The organism is Janthinobacterium silvisoli (genome assembly GCF_014200725.1).
Taxonomy (GTDB): Bacteria; Pseudomonadota; Gammaproteobacteria; order Burkholderiales; family Burkholderiaceae_D; genus Janthinobacterium.
On the sequence record NZ_JACHCL010000002.1, the window covers coordinates 949,404 to 967,963 of the forward strand.

At 60.3% G+C, this 18,560-nt stretch carries 15 protein-coding genes and 3 tRNA genes; 6 read left to right on the forward strand and 12 right to left on the reverse strand.

Going from position 1 to position 18,560, the window contains the following annotated elements:
• Positions 1-4 precede the first annotated feature (4 nt).
• The 4 genes from HDE75_RS14420 to dbpA all read left to right on the forward strand — a co-directional run bounded on the left by HDE75_RS14420 (position 5) and on the right by dbpA (position 6,273).
• Entirely contained in the window at positions 5-2,482 is a 2,478-nt protein-coding gene (locus tag HDE75_RS14420; RefSeq protein WP_183677024.1) for a TonB-dependent siderophore receptor, read from the forward strand.
• 130 nt (positions 2,483-2,612) lie between these two features.
• Entirely contained in the window at positions 2,613-4,277 is a 1,665-nt protein-coding gene (locus tag HDE75_RS14425) for an acid phosphatase (protein WP_183677023.1), read from the forward strand.
• Between the two features lie 223 nt (positions 4,278-4,500).
• Positions 4,501-4,740 (forward strand): hypothetical protein, encoded by a 240-nt coding sequence (locus tag HDE75_RS14430; protein ID WP_183677022.1) that lies wholly within the window; start codon positions 4,501-4,503, stop codon positions 4,738-4,740.
• Between the two features lie 114 nt (positions 4,741-4,854).
• Entirely contained in the window at positions 4,855-6,273 is a 1,419-nt protein-coding gene (dbpA, locus tag HDE75_RS14435; protein ID WP_183677021.1) for an ATP-dependent RNA helicase DbpA, read from the forward strand.
• Positions 6,274-6,349: 76 nt separating this feature from the next.
• Here dbpA and cysS read toward each other — a convergent pair whose 3' ends face one another.
• Positions 6,350-7,726, reverse strand: coding sequence for a cysteine--tRNA ligase (cysS, locus tag HDE75_RS14440; RefSeq protein ID WP_183677020.1), 1,377 nt, complete (start codon positions 7,724-7,726; stop codon positions 6,350-6,352).
• A gap of 248 nt (positions 7,727-7,974) precedes the next feature.
• Positions 7,975-9,180: an MFS transporter gene (locus HDE75_RS14445; RefSeq protein WP_183678004.1), complete on the reverse strand. Its 1,206-nt coding sequence runs from the start codon at positions 9,178-9,180 to the stop codon at positions 7,975-7,977.
• 159 nt (positions 9,181-9,339) lie between these two features.
• Between HDE75_RS14445 and HDE75_RS14450 the strand changes: the two genes are divergently transcribed.
• Positions 9,340-10,170 carry an AraC family transcriptional regulator gene (locus tag HDE75_RS14450; RefSeq protein ID WP_260174064.1) on the forward strand — a complete coding sequence of 277 codons (831 nt, stop codon included), beginning with the start codon at positions 9,340-9,342 and terminating at the stop codon, positions 10,168-10,170.
• Positions 10,171-10,180: 10 nt separating this feature from the next.
• Here HDE75_RS14450 and aqpZ read toward each other — a convergent pair whose 3' ends face one another.
• The 10 genes from aqpZ to HDE75_RS14500 form a co-directional block, all read right to left on the reverse strand.
• Positions 10,181-10,870, reverse strand: coding sequence for an aquaporin Z (gene aqpZ, locus HDE75_RS14455; RefSeq protein WP_183677019.1), 690 nt, complete (start codon positions 10,868-10,870; stop codon positions 10,181-10,183).
• 279 nt (positions 10,871-11,149) lie between these two features.
• On the reverse strand, positions 11,150-11,608 hold the full coding sequence (locus HDE75_RS14460; RefSeq protein ID WP_183677018.1) for an Ivy family c-type lysozyme inhibitor: 459 nt from the start codon (positions 11,606-11,608) through the stop codon (positions 11,150-11,152).
• Positions 11,609-11,617: 9 nt separating this feature from the next.
• Positions 11,618-12,028: a hypothetical protein gene (locus HDE75_RS14465; protein WP_183677017.1), complete on the reverse strand. Its 411-nt coding sequence runs from the start codon at positions 12,026-12,028 to the stop codon at positions 11,618-11,620.
• 41 nt (positions 12,029-12,069) lie between these two features.
• A complete protein-coding gene (locus tag HDE75_RS14470) occupies positions 12,070-13,209 on the reverse strand; it encodes an amidase family protein (RefSeq protein ID WP_183677016.1) in 1,140 nt (379 codons plus the stop codon).
• Positions 13,210-13,389: 180 nt separating this feature from the next.
• Positions 13,390-13,965: an elongation factor P gene (locus HDE75_RS14475; protein ID WP_183677015.1), complete on the reverse strand. Its 576-nt coding sequence runs from the start codon at positions 13,963-13,965 to the stop codon at positions 13,390-13,392.
• Between the two features lie 136 nt (positions 13,966-14,101).
• Complete coding sequence (gene earP / locus HDE75_RS14480; RefSeq protein WP_183677014.1) at positions 14,102-15,247, reverse strand: elongation factor P maturation arginine rhamnosyltransferase EarP; 1,146 nt, start codon at positions 15,245-15,247, stop codon at positions 14,102-14,104.
• Between the two features lie 126 nt (positions 15,248-15,373).
• A tRNA-Glu gene (locus HDE75_RS14485) sits at positions 15,374-15,449 on the reverse strand.
• An 87-nt stretch (positions 15,450-15,536) separates the two neighbouring features.
• Positions 15,537-15,612 (reverse strand) — tRNA-Glu (locus HDE75_RS14490).
• A gap of 126 nt (positions 15,613-15,738) precedes the next feature.
• Positions 15,739-15,814 (reverse strand) — tRNA-Glu (locus HDE75_RS14495).
• Positions 15,815-15,989: 175 nt separating this feature from the next.
• Positions 15,990-16,610, reverse strand: coding sequence for a TetR/AcrR family transcriptional regulator (locus tag HDE75_RS14500; protein WP_183677013.1), 621 nt, complete (start codon positions 16,608-16,610; stop codon positions 15,990-15,992).
• Between the two features lie 108 nt (positions 16,611-16,718).
• Between HDE75_RS14500 and HDE75_RS14505 the strand changes: the two genes are divergently transcribed.
• Positions 16,719-18,281, forward strand: a complete 1,563-nt coding sequence (locus HDE75_RS14505) for an FAD-dependent oxidoreductase (protein WP_183677012.1) — start codon at positions 16,719-16,721, stop codon at positions 18,279-18,281.
• The last annotated feature ends 279 nt before the right edge of the window (positions 18,282-18,560 follow it).

Genomic DNA, 18,560 nt, shown 5'->3' on the forward strand with positions numbered 1-18,560 from the left:
AACCATGTCTGCATCCATTTTCTCCATCCGTCGCACCACCATGGCGCGCGCCATACAACTGGTCTTCATCGGCTCCGCGTTATTCATCAACGCCAGCGCCCAGGCGCAAGACGCTACAAACGCCATGCAGCAAGCTGTCTATGACTTCCAGGTGCCCGCTGGCGACCTGGCCACCGCATTGCGCCAGGTCGCCAGCCAGTCCAGCGTCATCCTCAGCTTCACGCCGGAACAAACACGCGGCAAGACGACAGCAGGGCTCAGCGGCCGCCTGGGCGTGCTGGCCGCCCTGAACGGCGTGTTGCGCGGCACCGGCCTGAAGGCCGAGCGCAGCGCCAATGGCAGTTATGTGCTGCGCGCAGCCGATGCGGAAGCCTTGTCCGTCATGCCTGGCGTGACAGTGATGGCGCAGCAGGACGCCACCGAAGGCACGGGTTCGTATATTTCGCCGGTGGCGATCACCACCGCCACGCCGCTGGGCCTGCGCATCCGCGAGACACCGCAAACGGTCAGCGTCATCACCAGCCAGCGCATGCAAGACCAGGACTTGACGACCATCGGCCAGGTCATGGCCCAGACGCCTGGCATCACCCTGTTTAGCCTCGGTAGCGAGCGCGTAGGTTTCAGTTCGCGCGGCTATCCGATCACCAATTACCAGCTCGACGGCGTCAGCACGCACTCGGAAAACCTGGGCCTCAATTCGGTGCCGTCGCAAAGCCTGGCCGACATGGCGCTGTACGACCGCATCGAAGTACTGCGCGGCGCATCGGGCCTGATGACGGGCGCCGGCGACCCGTCGGGCGCCATCAATATGGTGCGCAAGAAGCCGACCGCCGATTTCCAGGCATCTGCCGAAGGCGCGCTGGGTTCGCGCAATGAACGGCGCGGCGCGGTCGATGTATCGGGCTCGCTGAACGAAACGCGCAGCGTGCGCGGCCGTGTCATCGCAGTGGCCGACGATAGCGACAGCATCATCGACAACTACAATCACGACAAGCAGGTGCTGTATGGCGTGATCGAAGCCGACCTGGCCGCTGGCAGCAAACTCACGGCGGGCGTCACTTACCAGCGCAACCGCTCGAAGGGTTCGCTGTCCTACCTGGGCTTCCCCCTGTTTTACAGCAATGGCGAGATGACCGACCTGCCGCGTTCCTTCAGCCCGGCCGCGCCATCGAACCGCTTCAACAGCAACTCGACCGAAGTCTTCGCCAGCCTGGAGCAGGCGCTGCCGAACGACTGGAAGCTGAAGGTCTCGGCCACGCATCTGCAGTCGTCGCAGCAGGAGCGCTCCGTGTTCATGGGCGTCAGTGCCGGCTTCCCCGACAAGGCCACCGGCGATGGACTCGCACTGGAAGCGAACTATCGCGACTATGACCTGCGCGTGAGCAGCGTGGACGTCAACGCACGCGGCCCCTTCACCCTGTTCGGCCAGCAGCACGAACTGGTGGTCGGCGCCGATTACAGCCAGTTCGACAGCACCACCGATGGCCGCTTTGACTGGAATATCCAGGGGCAAGCCGTCAATCTGTATCGCCCGATACCTGCCCAGGCGCCCGTCTACGGCAACACCTATGTCAAGTACGACAGCACGCGCCGCCAATCGAGCATCTATGCAGCCAGCCGCTTTACCCTGGCCGAACCATTGAAACTGATCGTCGGCGCAAAAGTGATGCGCTATGACGAAAACTATATCTCGGACGCACCCGCAGCCAACTTCTATAGCCAGTCACCCGCCTCCGAAAGCCGCGTCTTCACGCCGTATGCAGGCCTGGTCTACAGCATCGACAAGCAGCACAATCTGTACGCCAGCTACTCCACCATCTACCAGCCACAGGCCGCGCAAGACCGTTATGGCAAGCTGCTGCCGCCGCGCTCGGGCAAGAACTATGAAGCAGGCATTAAAAGCGCCTGGCTCGATGAACGCCTGAACACCAGCGTGGCGCTGTACCAGATCCAGCAGAGTAATCTGGCAGAATCCGATCCCGGCTACACCCTGCCGGGGACGGACTTCCCGGCCAATCGCGTGATCAAGGGCGCCAAAACCCAGGGCCTGGATGTGGAAGCGTCGGGCGCCATCACCCCGGCCTGGAACGTGTCGGCCGCCTGGTCATACAGCCGGACGGAAAGCGCCGACGGCAAGGCAATACAAACCACTTTCCCGCGCCATCTGGTAAAACTGTGGACCACCTACCGCCTGCCCGGCGAGCTGCATCGCTTGACTGTGGGCGGCGGCGTGAACTGGCAAAGCCGCGTGTATTCCGATATCGATGCGTGGCAAATCGACCGCACCTTGCATTGGGAACAAAAGGCGTATTCGGTAGCCAGCCTGATGGCGCGCTATGAAATCAACGACAAGCTGTCGGCGACGCTCAACGTCAGCAATCTGTTCGATAAGAAGTACACGGCGTCCGTGTCGGACTGGTGGTACTCGGGCATGTATGGCCCGGCACGCAAGGCAGCGCTGACCGTCAAGTATCAGTTCTGACAGTAGCATGAGACCAGGCGGGGGCGAATTAGGTATTTGGCATGAGTTCACATCAACGGAGGCTGGTGATACACTTCCGCCAAACGGGCGGCGTGCCGTCCGCGCCGATAGAGACACCCAAGGAGAATGTGTGAAGGACCTCGCCCCCGCCCTGCCAGCCGATACGGCCGATCAACCAGCCAACCCCTCGCGCCGGCGCATTTTCCAGGCTGCTTCCGCAGTCGGCCTGGCCGCCAGCCTGCCGGCGCTGGCCGACGCCGCGCCAGCCAAGAAAACCGTGGTCAAGGGCTCGCTCGATGAAAAATTGAAAGCCCACGTCAAGAACGTGGTAGTGATCTACCTGGAAAACCGCAGCTTCAATAATCTGTTCGCCAACTTCCCCGGCACCAGCGCACCGCTGTCGGCCGTGACGGCAGAACAGGCGCAGCAGCTGGACCGCGACGGCACGCCGCTGGCCACCCTGCCCAAGATTTGGGGCGGCCTGGTGCCCGACCAGCAAAATATCGGCGGCATCGATTACCTGATCAAGGAAGACCAGATCCAGGGCTTGCCAAACGCACCCTACAAATTGAGCGATGCTGCCGGCAAGCCTCTGCCGGAGAGCATCATCACGCGCGACCTGGTGCACCGTTTCTATAACAACCAGATGCAGATCAACGGCGGCAAGAACAACCAGTTCGCCGCCTGGGCCGACAGCGGCGGCCTGGTGATGGGCCACTACGGCGAAACGTCGAAAAACCTGAACATGTGGCAGATCGCGGAACAGTACACCTTGTGCGATAACTTCTTCATGGCAGCCTTTGGCGGTTCGTACATGAACCACCAGTTCCTCGTCACGGGCCGCCCGAACGAATACTTCAATGCGTCCGAGACGGCAGCGAAGAAAAAGCTCGCCGTATTGTCAGACGGACCGCAAGGCGTGCGCCTGGCGATTGCTGAAAACTCGCCGAAATCGGCACTGGAAGGCAAGCCGAAATACGTCAACGACGGCGCCCTGACGCCAGACGGCTATGCCGTCAACACCATGGCCCCGCCTTACCAGCCCAGCTACATCCGCCCAGCCTACGACGGCGATCCTCTGCATGCCGACCCGGCGGACGCCAACACCCTGCCGCCGCAAACCTATGACACCATCGGCGACCTGCTGTCACGCAAAGGCGTCAGCTGGGCGTGGTACGGCGGCGGCTGGCAAGCGGCCCTCGACCACAAGGGCGGCGGCAACAAGCCGAACTTCCAGTTCCACCATCAGCCGCTGAACTACTTCAAGCAGTTCGCGCCAGGCACGGCAGCGCGCGCAGAACACTTGCGCGATGGCGGCACCGGCGACAGCCCGATCTCGAACAAATTCCTGGCCGCCGCGGTGGCAGGCAAACTGCCGGCCGTGACCTTCTACAAACCGCAGGGTAACCTGAACCTGCATGCCGGCTACTCGGACATCGAGTCGGGCGACCAGCACGTGGCCAACATCATCCAGCACTTGAAAGAGTCGCCGCAATGGAAAGACATGATCATCGTGATCACGTTTGACGAAAATGGCGGCTGGTGGGATCACGTGGCGCCACCGAAAGGCGACCGCTGGGGCCCGGGCACGCGCATTCCCGCCATCGTCGTTTCGCCGTACGCGAAAAAAGGCGCGGTCGATCATACCTTCTATGACACCACCTCGATCATGCGCCTGATCACGCGCCTGCACGACTTGCCGCTGCTGGAAGGCTTGAAAGTGCGTAACGAAGCCTTCGCGGCGCGCGGCGCGCTGCCACCGGGTGACCTGACGGGCGCGCTGAGCTTCCGTTAAGTCAGGCGTTTAGCGTCCCACAATGCGGCACGCCTGTGATACACTGCGTGCCGCACTTTCATTCGCAGTTCGCTTTTCCTGCCGATGACATTCACAATGAGCCCGACTCCAGTAGCCGGGCTTTTGTTTTGTGGACCAGACTTACACAGTATTCACCAGTACATAGCGGACAGATTTCTGCCCGCTCCCCAGCTGACACCGGCAGGGGACCAGAGGTTCAGAAATGAGAGATAAAAAAGACAACGCCACCATCGACTTGCCCGGTTTCGGCCCGCCGCCACCGGCGCCGGCCGTGATTGAGCAAGAACCCGAGCCGAAGCGCCGGGTGCGCACGCGCAAGGTGGCGCTGAAACAGGTGCAACTCGAACTGCTGGAGCCGACCGACGCCACGGGCCTGCCCGTCTGGACGCGCGACGCCGGCCTCGATCTGAGCGGATTGCCCATCTGGGCGCCTGACAAGTAGTACACTCGCTTTAGCAGCACGCTGGCGGCCGTTTGCCGCCAGCCGAACACCATCCGCACAAGGGCGTAGAACGCCTGTAGATTGTGCCCATCCACCCGACCGGCTCCGCCCTTTATGACCACTTCCACAACTTCTTTCTCCAGCCTGCCGCTGACGCCCGCCTTTTTGGCCAACCTCGATTCGCTCGGCTACCACGAGATGACCACCATCCAGGCGCAAAGCCTGCCGGCGGTACTCGATGGACGCGACCTGATCGCGCAAGCCAAGACCGGTAGCGGCAAGACAGCTGCTTTCGGCATCGGCATCCTGCACAAGCTCAATCCGGCCTGGTTCGCCGTGCAAGGTTTGGTGCTGTGCCCGACGCGCGAGCTGGCCGACCAGGTGGCCAATGAACTGCGCCGCCTGGCGCGCGCGGCTGGCAATATCAAGATCCTGACCCTGACGGGCGGCGCACCGATGCGCCCGCAAATCGCTTCGCTGGAACACGGCGCCCATATCGTGGTCGGCACGCCAGGCCGTTTGCGCGACCATATCGGCCGTGGCACCATTAACCTGAACCACGTGCAAACGCTGGTGCTCGATGAAGCGGACCGCATGACGGACATGGGCTTTTACGAGGAAATCGCCGGCATCGTCAGCGCCTGCCCTGCGCGCCGCCAGACCTTGCTGTTTTCGGCGACCTACCCGGAAGATATCCGCCGCGCTACCGCGTCCTTCCTGGTCAACCCGCTGGAAGTGACGGTCGAAGCGCAGCACGATAATGAAAAGATCGAACAGCGCTTCTATGAAATCGGCTTCGACGAGCGCAATGCCGCCGTCTGCAAGCTGCTGAAACACTTCAAGCCGGAATCGACGCTGGCCTTCTGCAACACCAAGGTGCATTGCCGCGAACTGGCCGAAGAATTGCGCCAGCAAGGCTTTTCCGCGCTGGCCCTGTACGGCGAACTGGAGCAACGCGAGCGCGATGAAATCCTGGTGCTGTTCGCCAACCGCAGCTGCTCCGTGCTGGTAGCTACCGACGTCGCCGCGCGCGGCCTCGATATCTCGGACCTGGGCGCCGTGATCAACGTCGACGTATCGAAGGATACGGAAGTGCATATCCACCGCATCGGCCGCACTGGCCGTGGCAGCAAGAAGGGCCTGGCCCTGTCGCTGTGCGCACCGAACGAGAAAAAATGGGTCAAGCTGATCGAGCAATACCAGAACAGCGCCGTGGAATGGCACGACTTGAAAGAGATCGCCGAAGACGACGGCGCTGCCGCCTTGCCGGCACCGATGCTGACCCTGTGCATCATGGGCGGCAAGAAGGACAAGCTGCGTCCCGGCGACTTGCTGGGCGCGCTGACGGGCGACGCGGGCCTGACCAAGGACCAGGTGGGCAAGATCAATGTGTTCGAATTCATGACCTACGTGGCCATCGACCGTACCGTGGCCGACGCCGCCTTCCGCCGCCTGAACAAGGGTAATCCACTGGGCCGCGACTTTGGCAATATCAAGGGCCGCAGCTTCAAGATGCGGTTTATCGAGGCTTAAACCTTCGTCCAAAAGCAAGAGCTGGGTTTAATCAGCTTGGCCACACCGCTTGCGCAGAAGCGGCAGCATGACAGGCTTACAAGGCGCGCGCCTGCTGGCCCTGCGGCGTATCCTCGATTTCATAGCCAGCCTGACGCGCCAGCGTGCGTAGCTGATCTGCATCGGACCAGCGGCGCTCTTGCCGTGCGGCTTCGCGCTGACTCATCCACGCCTGTACCTGCGGCGGCATCGTCACGGCGGCCGGCTGCCAGTGCGCCAGGTCCAGCCCCAGCGCCATATCGAAGCGCAGCATGGTGGCCTTCTTTACGCCGTCGGGCAGCTCGCTTTTCAGCAGCTCCCAGGCCACGGCCAGCGCGCGCGGGAAATTGAGGTCGTCATTGAGCTGCGCTGCAAACCTGGCCAGCCAGGCCGCATCGGGCTCACCGCCTGGCGCGCCCAGTCCAAGCACGCTGGCCCGCAAGCGCGATAAACCACTAGCCGCCGCCTGCAGGGCTTTGTCACTGAAATTGAGGCTGCTGCGGTAGTGAGCGCCCAGGCACAGGTAGCGGTAAGCCAGGGGATCGACGCCCTGCTGCACCAGGCTGTGCAAACGCAAAAAGTCGCCCGACGATTTCGACATCTTGGCATCCTGCGTTTTCAAAAAAGCCCCGTGCAGCCAGAAGTTGGCGAGGCGCGTGCCGTGGCGCGCTTGCGTCTGCGCGATCTCGTTGCTGTGGTGGACCGCCACGTGGTCTTCACCACCGCAATGGATATCGAAATAACTGCCCAGGTGTTTTTCGGACATGGCCGAGCATTCGATATGCCAGCCGGGAAAACCCAGGCCCCAGGGGCTATCCCACTCCATCTGGCGCTGGCCTGGCACGCCGCTGAACTTCCATAGCGCGAAGTCGCAGATATCGCGCTTTTCTCCCAAGTCCACCCGCTTACCCGCCTGCAGGCCGTCGCGGTTCAGGCGCGCCAGCCGTCCATAACTCTCCTGGCGCGTCGTGTCGAAATAAATGCCGTCGCCCGTGCGGTAGGTATAACCCTTGCCTTCCAGGTCGCGAATAAAAGCGATCTGTTCGGCGATATGGTCGGTGGCGCGGCACCAGACGGTGGGCGGCAGGATATTGAGCTGCTGCAAATCGCCTTCAAAGGCAGACGTGAATTCGGCGGCGATATCCCAGGCCGACTTGCCGCTGCGCGCGCTCTTCGCTGCTATCTTGTCGTCGCCGCTGTCTGCATCGGACGTCAAGTGGCCCACGTCCGTGATATTCATCACATGGCGCACTTGCAAGCCATTGAACTCCAGCACCCGGCGCAAGCCATCGACAAACAGATAGGTGCGCAGGTTGCCGATATGCGCGTAATCGTAGACGGTAGGACCGCAGGCATACAGGCCCGCCTTGCCAGGCTCTATCGATTGAAAGGGACGCAGGCTGCGCTCATAGGTATCGTACAGATGTAGTGTCATGCGGGTCTTTCCAGGCAGTGAGAGAAAAACGGTGCGGAAAAAGAAAATGGCCACAGGTTTTTCAACACTGTGGCCATCGAAATGAGGAAAAAACTTAGCAGCGCGCGGCCGCATCCTCACAGGGCCAGGCGCACGGACACAGCGCGGCAGCGGCGCTGAAAGCAGTGACTGGATGGAGGATAGATGTGAACATGATTAAACTATCGCATGGGTGCTGGCGGGCCGTCAAGCCCGCCGGCACAAGACGATTATTTCTTTGCCTGCTCGATGTGCGGCAATAGCACTGTCAAAATACCCAGCAACGGCAGGTAAGAGCACAGTTTATAGACATAGGCGATGCCGGAAATATCGGCCAGGTGACCCATGGCGGCGGCCGCGATACCGGACACGCCAAACATCAGGCCAAAGAAGATCCCGGCGATCATGCCGACCTTGCCCGGCACCAGCTCCTGGGCGAAGACGACGATGGCGGAAAACGCGGACGAGATCACGAAACCGATGATCACCGTCAGCACGGCCGTCCAGAACAGGTCGACATACGGCAGCAGCAAGGTAAAGGGCGCTGCGCCCAGGATCGAGATCCAGATCACGCGCTTGCGGCCGATGCGGTCGCCGATCGGGCCACCCATGAAGGTGCCAGCCGCCACGGAGGCGAGGAACAGGAACAGGTACATTTGCGCCGAACCGATAGACAGATGGAATTTATCGATCAGGTAAAAGGTGTAGTAGCTCGACAGGCTGGCCATGTAGATGTACTTGGAAAACACCAGCAAGGCCAGCACGCCCAGCGCGCCCAGCACCTTGTTGCGCGACAGATTCGGACCGGCGTGGCCGCCCGCCTTGGGCTTGAAGCTGGCCAGGTGGCCGCTATACCAGCGGCTGACGCTGTACAGCACACCGATGGCCAGCAAGGTCATCAGGCTGAACCAGGCGATATTGCCCTGGCCACGGCCGACGATGACGGCGGCCGCCAGCAGCGGCCCCAAGGCCGAGCCCACGTTACCGCCCACCTGGAAGAGCGACTGGGCAAAGCCGTAGCGGCCGCCCGAGGCCATGCGCGCCACGCGCGATGCTTCCGGGTGGAAGGTCGAGGAACCGACGCCGATCAGGCCGGCAGCGATCAAGAGGGTCGGGAAACTCGACACCACGGCCAGCATCAGTACGCCGGCCAGGGTAAAGCACATGCCGACGGGCAGCAGGAATGGCAGAGGACGGCGGTCCGTGTACAGGCCTATCCATGGCTGCAGCAGCGAGGCCGTGCACTGGAATGTGAGCGTGATCAGGCCGACCTGGGTAAAGCTGAGGGCAAACTCGGCTTTCAGCATCGGGTAAATCGATGGCAGCATGGCTTGCACCAGGTCATTGAGCAAATGCACGAAGGCGACAGCGCCCAGGATGTGCATGGCCAGGCCAGACTGCTGTTGCGAGGAAGAAATCGGCTTGGACGGCGCCATGGGAGCGCTCAAGCTATCGGGAGTGGAGGTAGTCATCTTGGTTGTATCCGCAAAAATCGGGCCACACAGCTGGCCCGGCAAGATAAGCAGTATAGTATGGGCGTTGAATTGATAACTTCCAATAATCGTCGCCCAAGTGACAACCTCACCGCCTATTGCATGAATACTATCGACCCTACCCTGTTCGGCCCTGATGGCATGCCCTTCAGCCGCAGCACCAATTCCAAGGATTACCAGCTGCTGCCTCGCCCCGTGGCGGCAATGTCCAAGCAATATGCGGCAGGCGCCCACACGCCCATGCATAATCATGTGCGGGCACAGTTGCTGTATGCCACCCAAGGTGTGATGCGTGTGGCTACCGAGCACGGCGTGTGGATCTTGCCGCCGCGGCGCGCCCTGCTGATACCCGTGGGTGTGCAGCATGAGTTGCACACCCTCAACGATCTGAGCATGCGCACCCTGTATATCGAGGCGCAGGCGGCGGCCGTGTTCGGCACTGATTGCAAGGTACTGGAAGTGAGCACCCTGCTACGCGAGCTGATCCTGGCGCTACTGACCGAGCCCCTGGAATATACCTTGGGTGGGCGCGGCGACTGGCTGGCCAGGCTGATCCTGTCGGAGCTGGCGGCGGCAGAAACCGTGCCTATCGCGATTCCCTGGCCGCGTGACCGGCGCCTGCTGGCCGTCTGCTCGGCCATCATGGCTGCGCCGGGCAGCCGGCGCAGCATCGATGAATGGGCCTACGATGCGGGCGCCAGCGCACGTACCCTGATCCGCTTATTTCCCAAAGAGACTGGCATGCACTACCGGCAATGGCTACAGCAAGTACACCTGGCCGATGCCTTTTGCCGCCTGAACCGCGGCGAAAGCGTGGGCGCCATCGCCAGCGCGCTGGGCTACGCCAGCCCCAGCGCCTTCAGCGCGATGTTTCGCCGCATCCTGGGGCGCACGCCGCAGCATTACCTCGCCGAATGGCGTAGCGAGAATTAAGCGGCAACGTTTAGTTCTTCTCGCCGGCAATCAAACGATAGGCAATCGCCCCCAGCAAGGCGCCGATGATGGGCGCCAGCCAGAACAGCCACAACTGGCTGGTGGCCCAGTCGCCCACGTATAGCGCCACGCCAGTGCTGCGGGCTGGATTGACGGAGGTATTCGTCACGGGAATGCTGATCAAATGGATCAGGGTCAGCGCCAGGCCGATCGGCAGTGGCGCGAAGCCAGCGGGGGCGCGCTTGTCGGTGGCACCCAGGATGACGATCAGGAAAAACATGGTCAGCACGATTTCAATCACCAGCGCCGACAGCATCGAGTAGCCGCCCGGCGAATGGGCGCCATAGCCATTCGAGGCGAAGCCCTTGCTGACATCGAAACCGGCCTGGCCACTGGCGACCACGTACAGCACGCCACCGGCCACAATGGCGCCCAGCACCTGCGCCACGATGTAGGGTAATAGTTGCTTGGCGGGAAAGCGGCCGCCCGCCCACAGGCCGATCGAGACAGCGGGATTCAAATGGCAGCCCGAGATATGGCCGATGGCATAGGCCATGGTCAATACCGTCAAGCCAAACGCCAGCGCCACGCCGGCAAAACCGATGCCCAGACCGGGAAAGGCGGCGGCCAGCACCGCGCTGCCACAACCGCCCAGCACCAGCCAAAAGGTCCCGAGAAATTCGGCCCCGTATTGTTTCATGATGGTTTCCTTCCAAGGTGGATGAGAAGACGTACTGCAGCCAGCAGACTGATACACCACCCCTCCGGCCTGGCGCCGGAACGAGAAAAGCCGCCAGCGGCAGGGAAGCGTAGCTGGCGGATAATGACACGATAAAATTATGAATACAACATTCTTTTATGCAACTATGATAATAGTCACTGCGGAAAAATAGAAACAATTTCACAATAGAAATAGATGCCCTGTTGACTATTTCTTTGTGACCAAAGATGCTCTTCTGACATCAACAAGATGCAGCCATCAGTTTTGCTTGAGCACGGCCGCTTCGGCAATACTGGGATCGCCAAAATACACGGTGCGCGCCCCACCCTTGCCGTCAGGGCCCACATAGACACCGGCCATGCTGTGGCTGACGGGGTCGTACAGCACCGAGTAATGATGGCCGCAATTGTGCGGCTCGCAAACGCTGCTCAACAGGCGCGGCTTGCCTTCAATCTCCACGGGTTTGAGCGGTGTGGTCACGCCTTTGCGCACCCAGCACTGCCGCTTCAGGCCAGCTTGCTTGATCGCCACATCAAAAGCACGGCGAAAAGCAGAATCGCCTTGATAGACATCATTGAAATACGGACAACCGGCGCCGCCATCACATTGCTGCGCCTGTTCGATCAGGGAGAGCACGGGCGTTTCGGCAAGCGCTGGAACAGAGAGCGGCAATACGGCAGCGCTGAAAAGCAGCGATAACAATAAGCGTGGGAGCATGGAGACGACCTAAGGCGAGCAGCGGATGCCAACCACACCGTTAACTTTACCTTCCGCCCAATCCGCTTCGCGCCAGCGGTAGACGCCGGGAGCAACGATGATCAATTGCCATTCGACCAGCTTGCCGCTGGGGTCACGCCGGGTTTCATTGTCATAGCGTATGGTCAGGCTGCGCTCCGTTTCCGCCAGCACCACCGCAGCGAAGCGGTTAGTGGTCCCCAAGGTGCTTTTCCAGGTACGGTCATTGAAGATGGCCAGGCGCTGGCGGTCGTCCGATAGCTGCATGCGAGAAAAATGCCGCGCCTCTTCGCAGACACTGCCGGTGTTGACGCTTTCGGCCCAACTGCCGGCAAGCTGCGTGGCATCGAAAGGGATAGGGGCGGTATTCACGGCCGCACTCAGCAGCAAGGTAGCGAGCATAGGTATCGGACTGGGCTAGAGGAAAAGAAAAGACACAGGCATCAGCGCAGCGCCACGGTAATACTCGATGGCAGGGCCGGCGTGCGGCGATGCAAAGTTGCTTGTTCATAGGCATATGCGATCGCCAGCAGCCGCGCTTCGGCATGCGCGGCGCCGATGAAGGACAGCCCCACGGGCAGACCCGCCGCAGCACCTGCCGGCACCGTAATGTGTGGCAGCCCCGGCTGCAAGCGCGGCGTGTCATCGCAAGTGGGCGCGACCAGCGCAGCCAGTCCTTGCGCCTGCAACAGCTGCTCGATGCCGCCATCACTGGCATGGTGCAACACCAGCGGATCGATCAGTTCGACGCCTTGTTCACGCAAGACCAGCAAGGCTTGCTCCATCACGGCATCGCTGTCTGCACAACTGCCAAACAGGCTGCGCACCACACCGATGCGGCAAGACTGCAAGCCCATAGCTGGCAAAGGCGCTCCAGTACCGCCAGCCATGGCATCGAACAACCATGCCGCTTCGCGCACGCTGGAAGCGATAGGCCCGTTGGTAAGTCCGGTTGGCTTGATCGCCACCAGCCCGCAAGCCGATGCGGGCGCGAGCATGGAGCCATCTGCCTCGCTGCCCACGGCCAGGATCGTCAAGCCGGCCCAGCTGGCAGTCGCTTGCGGCACGCTGACGGCCGCCCACTGGCGCAGATTGCTTTTGCCGATGATGACGGCGCCAGCGGCGCGCAGCCGGGCCACGATAAAGGCGTCGCAACTGGCGTACAGGGTTACCCCCTGCACCCGGGTTTTCATGCGGTCGGCAGTGGCGATGTCATCGCGCAAGACCAGCGGAATGCCATGCAGCGGCCCGCGCACCTTGTGCAGGCTGCGCTCGCGGTCCATTTCCAGGGCAATTTTCAGTGCATCAGGATTGATCTCGATGCCGGGATACTGGCGTGCGCCCATGCTGCATAGCGAACGGATGCGCACCAGGTATTGCGAGGTCAGGGCATGGGAACTGAGTTTTCCTGCTTGCATCATCTGCTGCTGGGGCAAGACACCGGCATCGAGCAAATGGGCCATCGGGCTGGCGGGAGCAGTGGCGCGCCCCAGTACAGGGCGGGAGGTGCGCGTCGGCGAAGCGGACAGCGCAGGCGTGACGCTCCTGGCTGTGCCATTTCGAACAAATTGACTGCGCTGCATGCTATCCCCGGGAAGTTCAGTGTTTTTGACGCAACAGTGATTAGCCCATAGCATAGCAGCGCTTGCCTCTTAATTGTTGTTATAGGGAATTATTTTTTAAGCAAAAAAAAACGCTACCCTAGGGTAGCGTTTTTGTATTGTCGCCAAATGAAGACAACAACAGGGGCACATCATCCACGATTAGTTGCGGACTACGCGCTTGTATTCGTTGGTGCGGGTGTCGATTTCGATAACGTCGTCTTGCGCTACGAACAGTGGCACTTGCACGATGTGGCGGTGCGCTTCAATGGCGTTTTCGATTTTGGCTTCTTTCAGGACGTTGCCCGAAGTATTACCTTTGACTGCAGGCTCCGAGTACACCACTTGACGGGCGATGGTCGTAGGCAGTTCAACCGAGATAGCTTTGCCATCATAGAAAACAGCTTCGCATTCCATGCCGTCTTTCAGGTAATGCAGTGCATCGCCCAGGTTTTCTTCTTCGATTTCGTACTGGTTGTATTCGGTGTCCATGAACACGAACAGTGGGTCAGCGAAGTACGAGTAGGTGACTGGCTTTTTGTCCAGAACCACGACGTCGAACTTGTCGTCGCCACGGAAAACGTTTTCCAGTGGGCTGTTCGTCAGAAGATTTTTCATCTTCCATTTGTAGGTGAAGCCCGTGCGGCTCGAACCGTTGACATCAGAACGCAACACGATCATTGGCTTGCTGTCGACCATAATGATGTTGCCAACACGAATTTCTTTTGCGGGTTTCATAGAAGTGTACGTAAAAAGTGGGTTGCATGAAGACCATCTGCCGCCCGGGCGCCAACAGCGCCATGGGCTTGCGTTTGATCGGTTAAAAATACGTTAGAAAATAACCGGGCATTTTACCTTATTTTCTGGCAAGCGCCTATTCTGCGCTGCTGGCAGCGTGTGCGAAGGCCAGCAAATTACTTGCCAGATCACCATTCTGCAACATCTGCATCTGCCAGTCGGCCGCGCGCGCGGCAATTCTGGGCATATCGGCCTGCAATGCGGGCCACAGCCCCGCCCAGCCCTGTTCCGCCGGCAGGCCGCCATTCCAGTCCTCACTGGCCGCGCCTACGCTATCGATAGTCCCATCGGCATCGACTGCGTAACGCTGCAGGAAAGCGCGCAATTTGACGTGATGCAGGTTTTCATCCTGCGGATAGATATGCCAGATAAACGGCTTGCCCGCCCATTGCGCGCGGACAAAGGAATCTTCACCGCGCACGAAATTCACATCGCAAGCCCACAGCAGCTTGTCGTAATCGTCTTGCGGCACGAAAGGCAGCACGCGCAGCGTCAGATTTCCCCGTGTACGCGATGCCACGGCTGCAGCATCGTCGCCGATAAAAACCCGTACAGCATCGAACGCCACGCCTTCCGGCACCAGGCAGGTGATGCGCTCGCTACCCTGCTGCCATGCGGCCAGCAACTGCGCCACCGGTGCGTGCGGATAGCAGAACAGCGACACTTTGATCGCCGCCATTTCTGCTGGCGTGACGCCAAACTGCGCCAAGAACACCGCCATCGCCGCCGGGTCGCCCTGGAAGGCAGCGCGCCGCTGTTCCAGCGCCGCCTCGCGCAGCAAGCCACCTGTCTTGCCCGTAAAACCGGGAAAAAAGAAATGCTTTTGCATCCCGTGGCGCGACGATGGCAAGGTATGGCAGCCCTCCACCCACTCCTCCGCCGTCAAACCTTCCAGGTTCAGCCACACAGGATGCGGCGAGCACTGGGCCATCGCGGCAATATAGCCGGGCGGAATGTCGCAAGCGAAAAACTCGATGACGATATCGGCAATATCCTCCGGTACAAACACACCGTCCTGATCACACCAATAGCGCACGGTGACGCCGGCAGCCTGCTGCTGCACCAAAGCTACATCGATCTCGGGACAAATACGCCGAAAGCTGATCAAATCATCGACCCATAGGGTCACAGCCACGCCATGCTCGCGCTGCAATTGCCGCGCCAGACGCCAGCAAATGCCGATATCGCCGTAGTTATCGACGACTTTGCAAAAGATAGCCATGGATGGCGGATGTTGAACGGATAGCGACATGGGTGAGACACCAAAGGATAAGCGTTGTAAGACGACGAAAAACAAAAAAGCCGCACTGTGACCAGGCGGCTTTTTTGTTGGCTGAATCAGCCGGTCTGGCGTCCCCAAGGGGATTCGAACCCCTGTACTCACCGTGAAAGGGTGATGTCCTAGGCCTCTAGACGATGGGGACAGAAAATCTGTCCTGGATGCGCTGCTCTGCATCCCGACCTTGTTACTGCTCACTACTTGCAGCTGATTGTAAAGCCGCACTCGAATCTGGCGTCCCCAAGGGGATTCGAACCCCTGTACTCACCGTGAAAGGGTGATGTCCTAGGCCTCTAGACGATGGGGACAGAAATCTGTCCTGAATGCGCTGTTGCACATCCTGACCTGGTACTACAGCAATATTGCAGAAACAAAAAAAGCCTGACTTATCAGGCCCATTCAGCACTGCATCATTACTCTATAACTAAAAATCCTGGCGTCCCCAAGGGGATTCGAACCCCTGTACTCACCGTGAAAGGGTGATGTCCTAGGCCTCTAGACGATGGGGACCTGTGCTGGTTTTACTCTCAGCGGACTCTTCTTTGAAGGCTTTATTTAGCCCCTCAAAAAAGCGTGCGCGAAGTTTAACACGAAGCGATTCACGAAATCAACTACTGGCCTGCTTATTTTCCGCACCCGGCCCTCTCTATGAGAATGGGAAATGGCAGGCAGGCATGAAAGACCATCACCCAACGGCAGGCCGCTGCAGAAAAGGCATAAGAAGCGCAACAAGCTCCTCGTTAAAGCCGGGATGATCCAGCATTGCCGGCGTACGGGACGCTGTTTCATGAATGACGGCATGGACGGCGATACGTGCAATCCGGCACGCAAGTTGCGGATTTGGCACATTCCGCATGAAGGGACTGAAAGCGGACAGAAGCTGCTCCTCAACAACATCATCGGGAGCGGCATGTCTGACAGAACCCGGAAGCTCCTCGGCGATGGCCCGATGCACCGCCGGGGCTATCCTGTGCTCATCCACGATAGCCGCAACCAGCAAGGCAAGGGCATCGCGCAGCGAGGGTTGTCCTGGCAATTGCTCCAACGCCTCCGCCAGCTTTAGCCTGCTCTCAGCGGCATGGCGCAGCTGCAACTCAGCAACGATGGCTTCCTCGCCAGGGAAAAACTGATACAAGGAGCTGATGTTCACGCCGGCACGCTCGGCGATGGCATTCGTGGTTAAGCCCTCCCACCCAGATTCCACCAGAATGTAAGTAGCCGCTTGCGTAATTGCATCCACCGTCGCGCGCGAACGCTGCTGCCTGGGGCGTTTCCTGACCGCCGTGGCTGGACGGGCTGCCTTCATATAGGTACTCCGAATGCAAGTAGTGAAAATAAAAGTTTTAGCTTACTATTTTACACAGGAAGCAGCAAACAAACACCCGATCACCCCCATGAAGGAAAGCACAATCTGATGAAGCACGGAAAAATCATCGACGTACTGATCGTCGGCGCCGGGCCGACCGGCAGCACGCTGGCTATCGACCTGGCGCGCCGCGGCCTGGAACTGCGCATCATCGAGAAAGCCTCCAGGACCTTCGATGGCTCGCGTGCAAAAGGAATACAGCCGCGCAGCCTGGAAGTATTCGCCGACCTGGGCGTGCTCGACGAGATACTCGCCGCCGGCAGCCTCTATCCCAAACTGGGCGTACACCTCGGGCCGTTCAGCCTTCCATGGCGCATGTTCCGCAATATCGACGCCACGCCCGGCATCCCCTACCCCAATACCTGGCTGATTCCCCAGCACCGCGTCGACGGCGCACTGCACAGCCAGCTCGGCAGGCTTGGGCATCAGGCAGAGTTCGGCCACGAATTGCTGGATCTGGCGCAAGGCACGGACACGATCACTGCCACAATTTCCACCGCCAATGGCCCGCAAGACATTACGGCCCGCTACCTGGTGGGCGCCGATGGCGGCGGCAGCACCGTGCGCAAGAAACTCGGCATCGCATTCAATGGGACGACCAGGGAGCAGGATCGCATCCTGATTGTCGATGCCGCCACCTCCGGCCTGCCACGCGACCGATGGCACGTCTGGCCACGGCTGGGAGGAAAATTCATAGGAGCATGCCCGCTTCCGCACACGGATATGTTCCAATGGATGATACGGCTGGCGCCAGACGAGGAAGCACCACGCGACCTGGCAGGCATACTGCAACGCATCCATGCACACACGGGCAACGCCCACATTTCACTGCGCGATATTCAATGGCAATCAGTATTCCGGCCGAACATCCGCCTGGCAGAGCACTACCGCGCAGGGCGCGCCTTTTTGGCAGGCGATGCCGCGCACGTACACACGCCGGCCGGCGCCCAGGGACTCAACACCGGCATCCAGGATGCGTATAACCTGGGGTGGAAGCTGGCGCAATGCATCGCGGGCGCAGGCGACACACTGCTGGACAGCTACGAAGCGGAACGGCAACCCATCGCAGCGCGCGTGCTGGGCCTGTCAACCAAGAAATACGACGCAATCGGCACGCTCAATCCATCCGTAATCAAGCGCGGCAAGGACGAGCAACAACTTGCCCTGACCTATCAAGGCGGCCCGCTGGCCCTGGCCGGCAATCGCACCACGACCTTGCAGGCCGGAGACCGCGCGCCCGATGCCAGATTGCGCGACAACAAAGGGGGCGAGGCCAGGCTATTCGACTCCCTCAAGGGACCACACTTCACCGCCATTGCATACGGCACCGCGGCAGCCGACGAACTCGCACGCCTGGACTGGCCTTCGCTGGGCGCACCACTGCGGCGCGTAATAATCGACGATCCCGCCAACGCTGCCAACCATGCACTCATCGACGCGGCGCACACCTTCCGCGATGCCTATGGCGTTACCGGCGACACCCTGCTACTTGTACGCCCCGACGGCTACCTCGCACACATCGCCACACAAGACATGCTTGCCACCACACAAGCTGCCATCCGATGCCTGACACCACCCGCCGAAACCCAGCAAGACGAGCAGCACAAATAAAAAGCCGCTCCAGGCGACTTTAGTTTATCTCGTGATTTCTGCGCTATTGGTGGAGGCTAGAGGGAGCTAAGCACTGACCTCTTGCATGCCATGCAAGCGCTCTCCCAGCTAAGCCACACTCCCCGAGGGGTATGGCGGAAATAAAAAAAGCCGCTCAGGGCGACTTTGATTATCTTGTGATTTCTGCGCTATTGGTGGAGGTTAGAGGGAGCTAAGCACTGACCTCTTGCATGCCATGCAAGCACTCTCCCAGCTAAGCCACACTCCCCCGAGGGGTAT

Coding starts and splice junctions, on each gene's coding strand:
- HDE75_RS14420 (WP_183677024.1), top strand. CDS start 5: ATGTCTGCATCCATTTTCTCCATCCGTCGCACCACCATGGCGCGCGCC.
- HDE75_RS14430 (WP_183677022.1), top strand. CDS start 4,501: ATGAGAGATAAAAAAGACAACGCCACCATCGACTTGCCCGGTTTCGGC.
- dbpA (WP_183677021.1), top strand. CDS start 4,855: ATGACCACTTCCACAACTTCTTTCTCCAGCCTGCCGCTGACGCCCGCC.
- cysS (WP_183677020.1), bottom strand. CDS start 7,726: ATGACACTACATCTGTACGATACCTATGAGCGCAGCCTGCGTCCCTTT.
- HDE75_RS14445 (WP_183678004.1), bottom strand. CDS start 9,180: ATGGCGCCGTCCAAGCCGATTTCTTCCTCGCAACAGCAGTCTGGCCTG.
- HDE75_RS14450 (WP_260174064.1), top strand. CDS start 9,340: ATGAATACTATCGACCCTACCCTGTTCGGCCCTGATGGCATGCCCTTC.
- aqpZ (WP_183677019.1), bottom strand. CDS start 10,870: ATGAAACAATACGGGGCCGAATTTCTCGGGACCTTTTGGCTGGTGCTG.
- HDE75_RS14460 (WP_183677018.1), bottom strand. CDS start 11,608: ATGCTCCCACGCTTATTGTTATCGCTGCTTTTCAGCGCTGCCGTATTG.
- HDE75_RS14465 (WP_183677017.1), bottom strand. CDS start 12,028: ATGCTCGCTACCTTGCTGCTGAGTGCGGCCGTGAATACCGCCCCTATC.
- HDE75_RS14470 (WP_183677016.1), bottom strand. CDS start 13,209: ATGCAGCGCAGTCAATTTGTTCGAAATGGCACAGCCAGGAGCGTCACG.
- HDE75_RS14475 (WP_183677015.1), bottom strand. CDS start 13,965: ATGAAACCCGCAAAAGAAATTCGTGTTGGCAACATCATTATGGTCGAC.
- earP (WP_183677014.1), bottom strand. CDS start 15,247: ATGGCTATCTTTTGCAAAGTCGTCGATAACTACGGCGATATCGGCATT.
- HDE75_RS14500 (WP_183677013.1), bottom strand. CDS start 16,610: ATGAAGGCAGCCCGTCCAGCCACGGCGGTCAGGAAACGCCCCAGGCAG.
- HDE75_RS14505 (WP_183677012.1), top strand. CDS start 16,719: ATGAAGCACGGAAAAATCATCGACGTACTGATCGTCGGCGCCGGGCCG.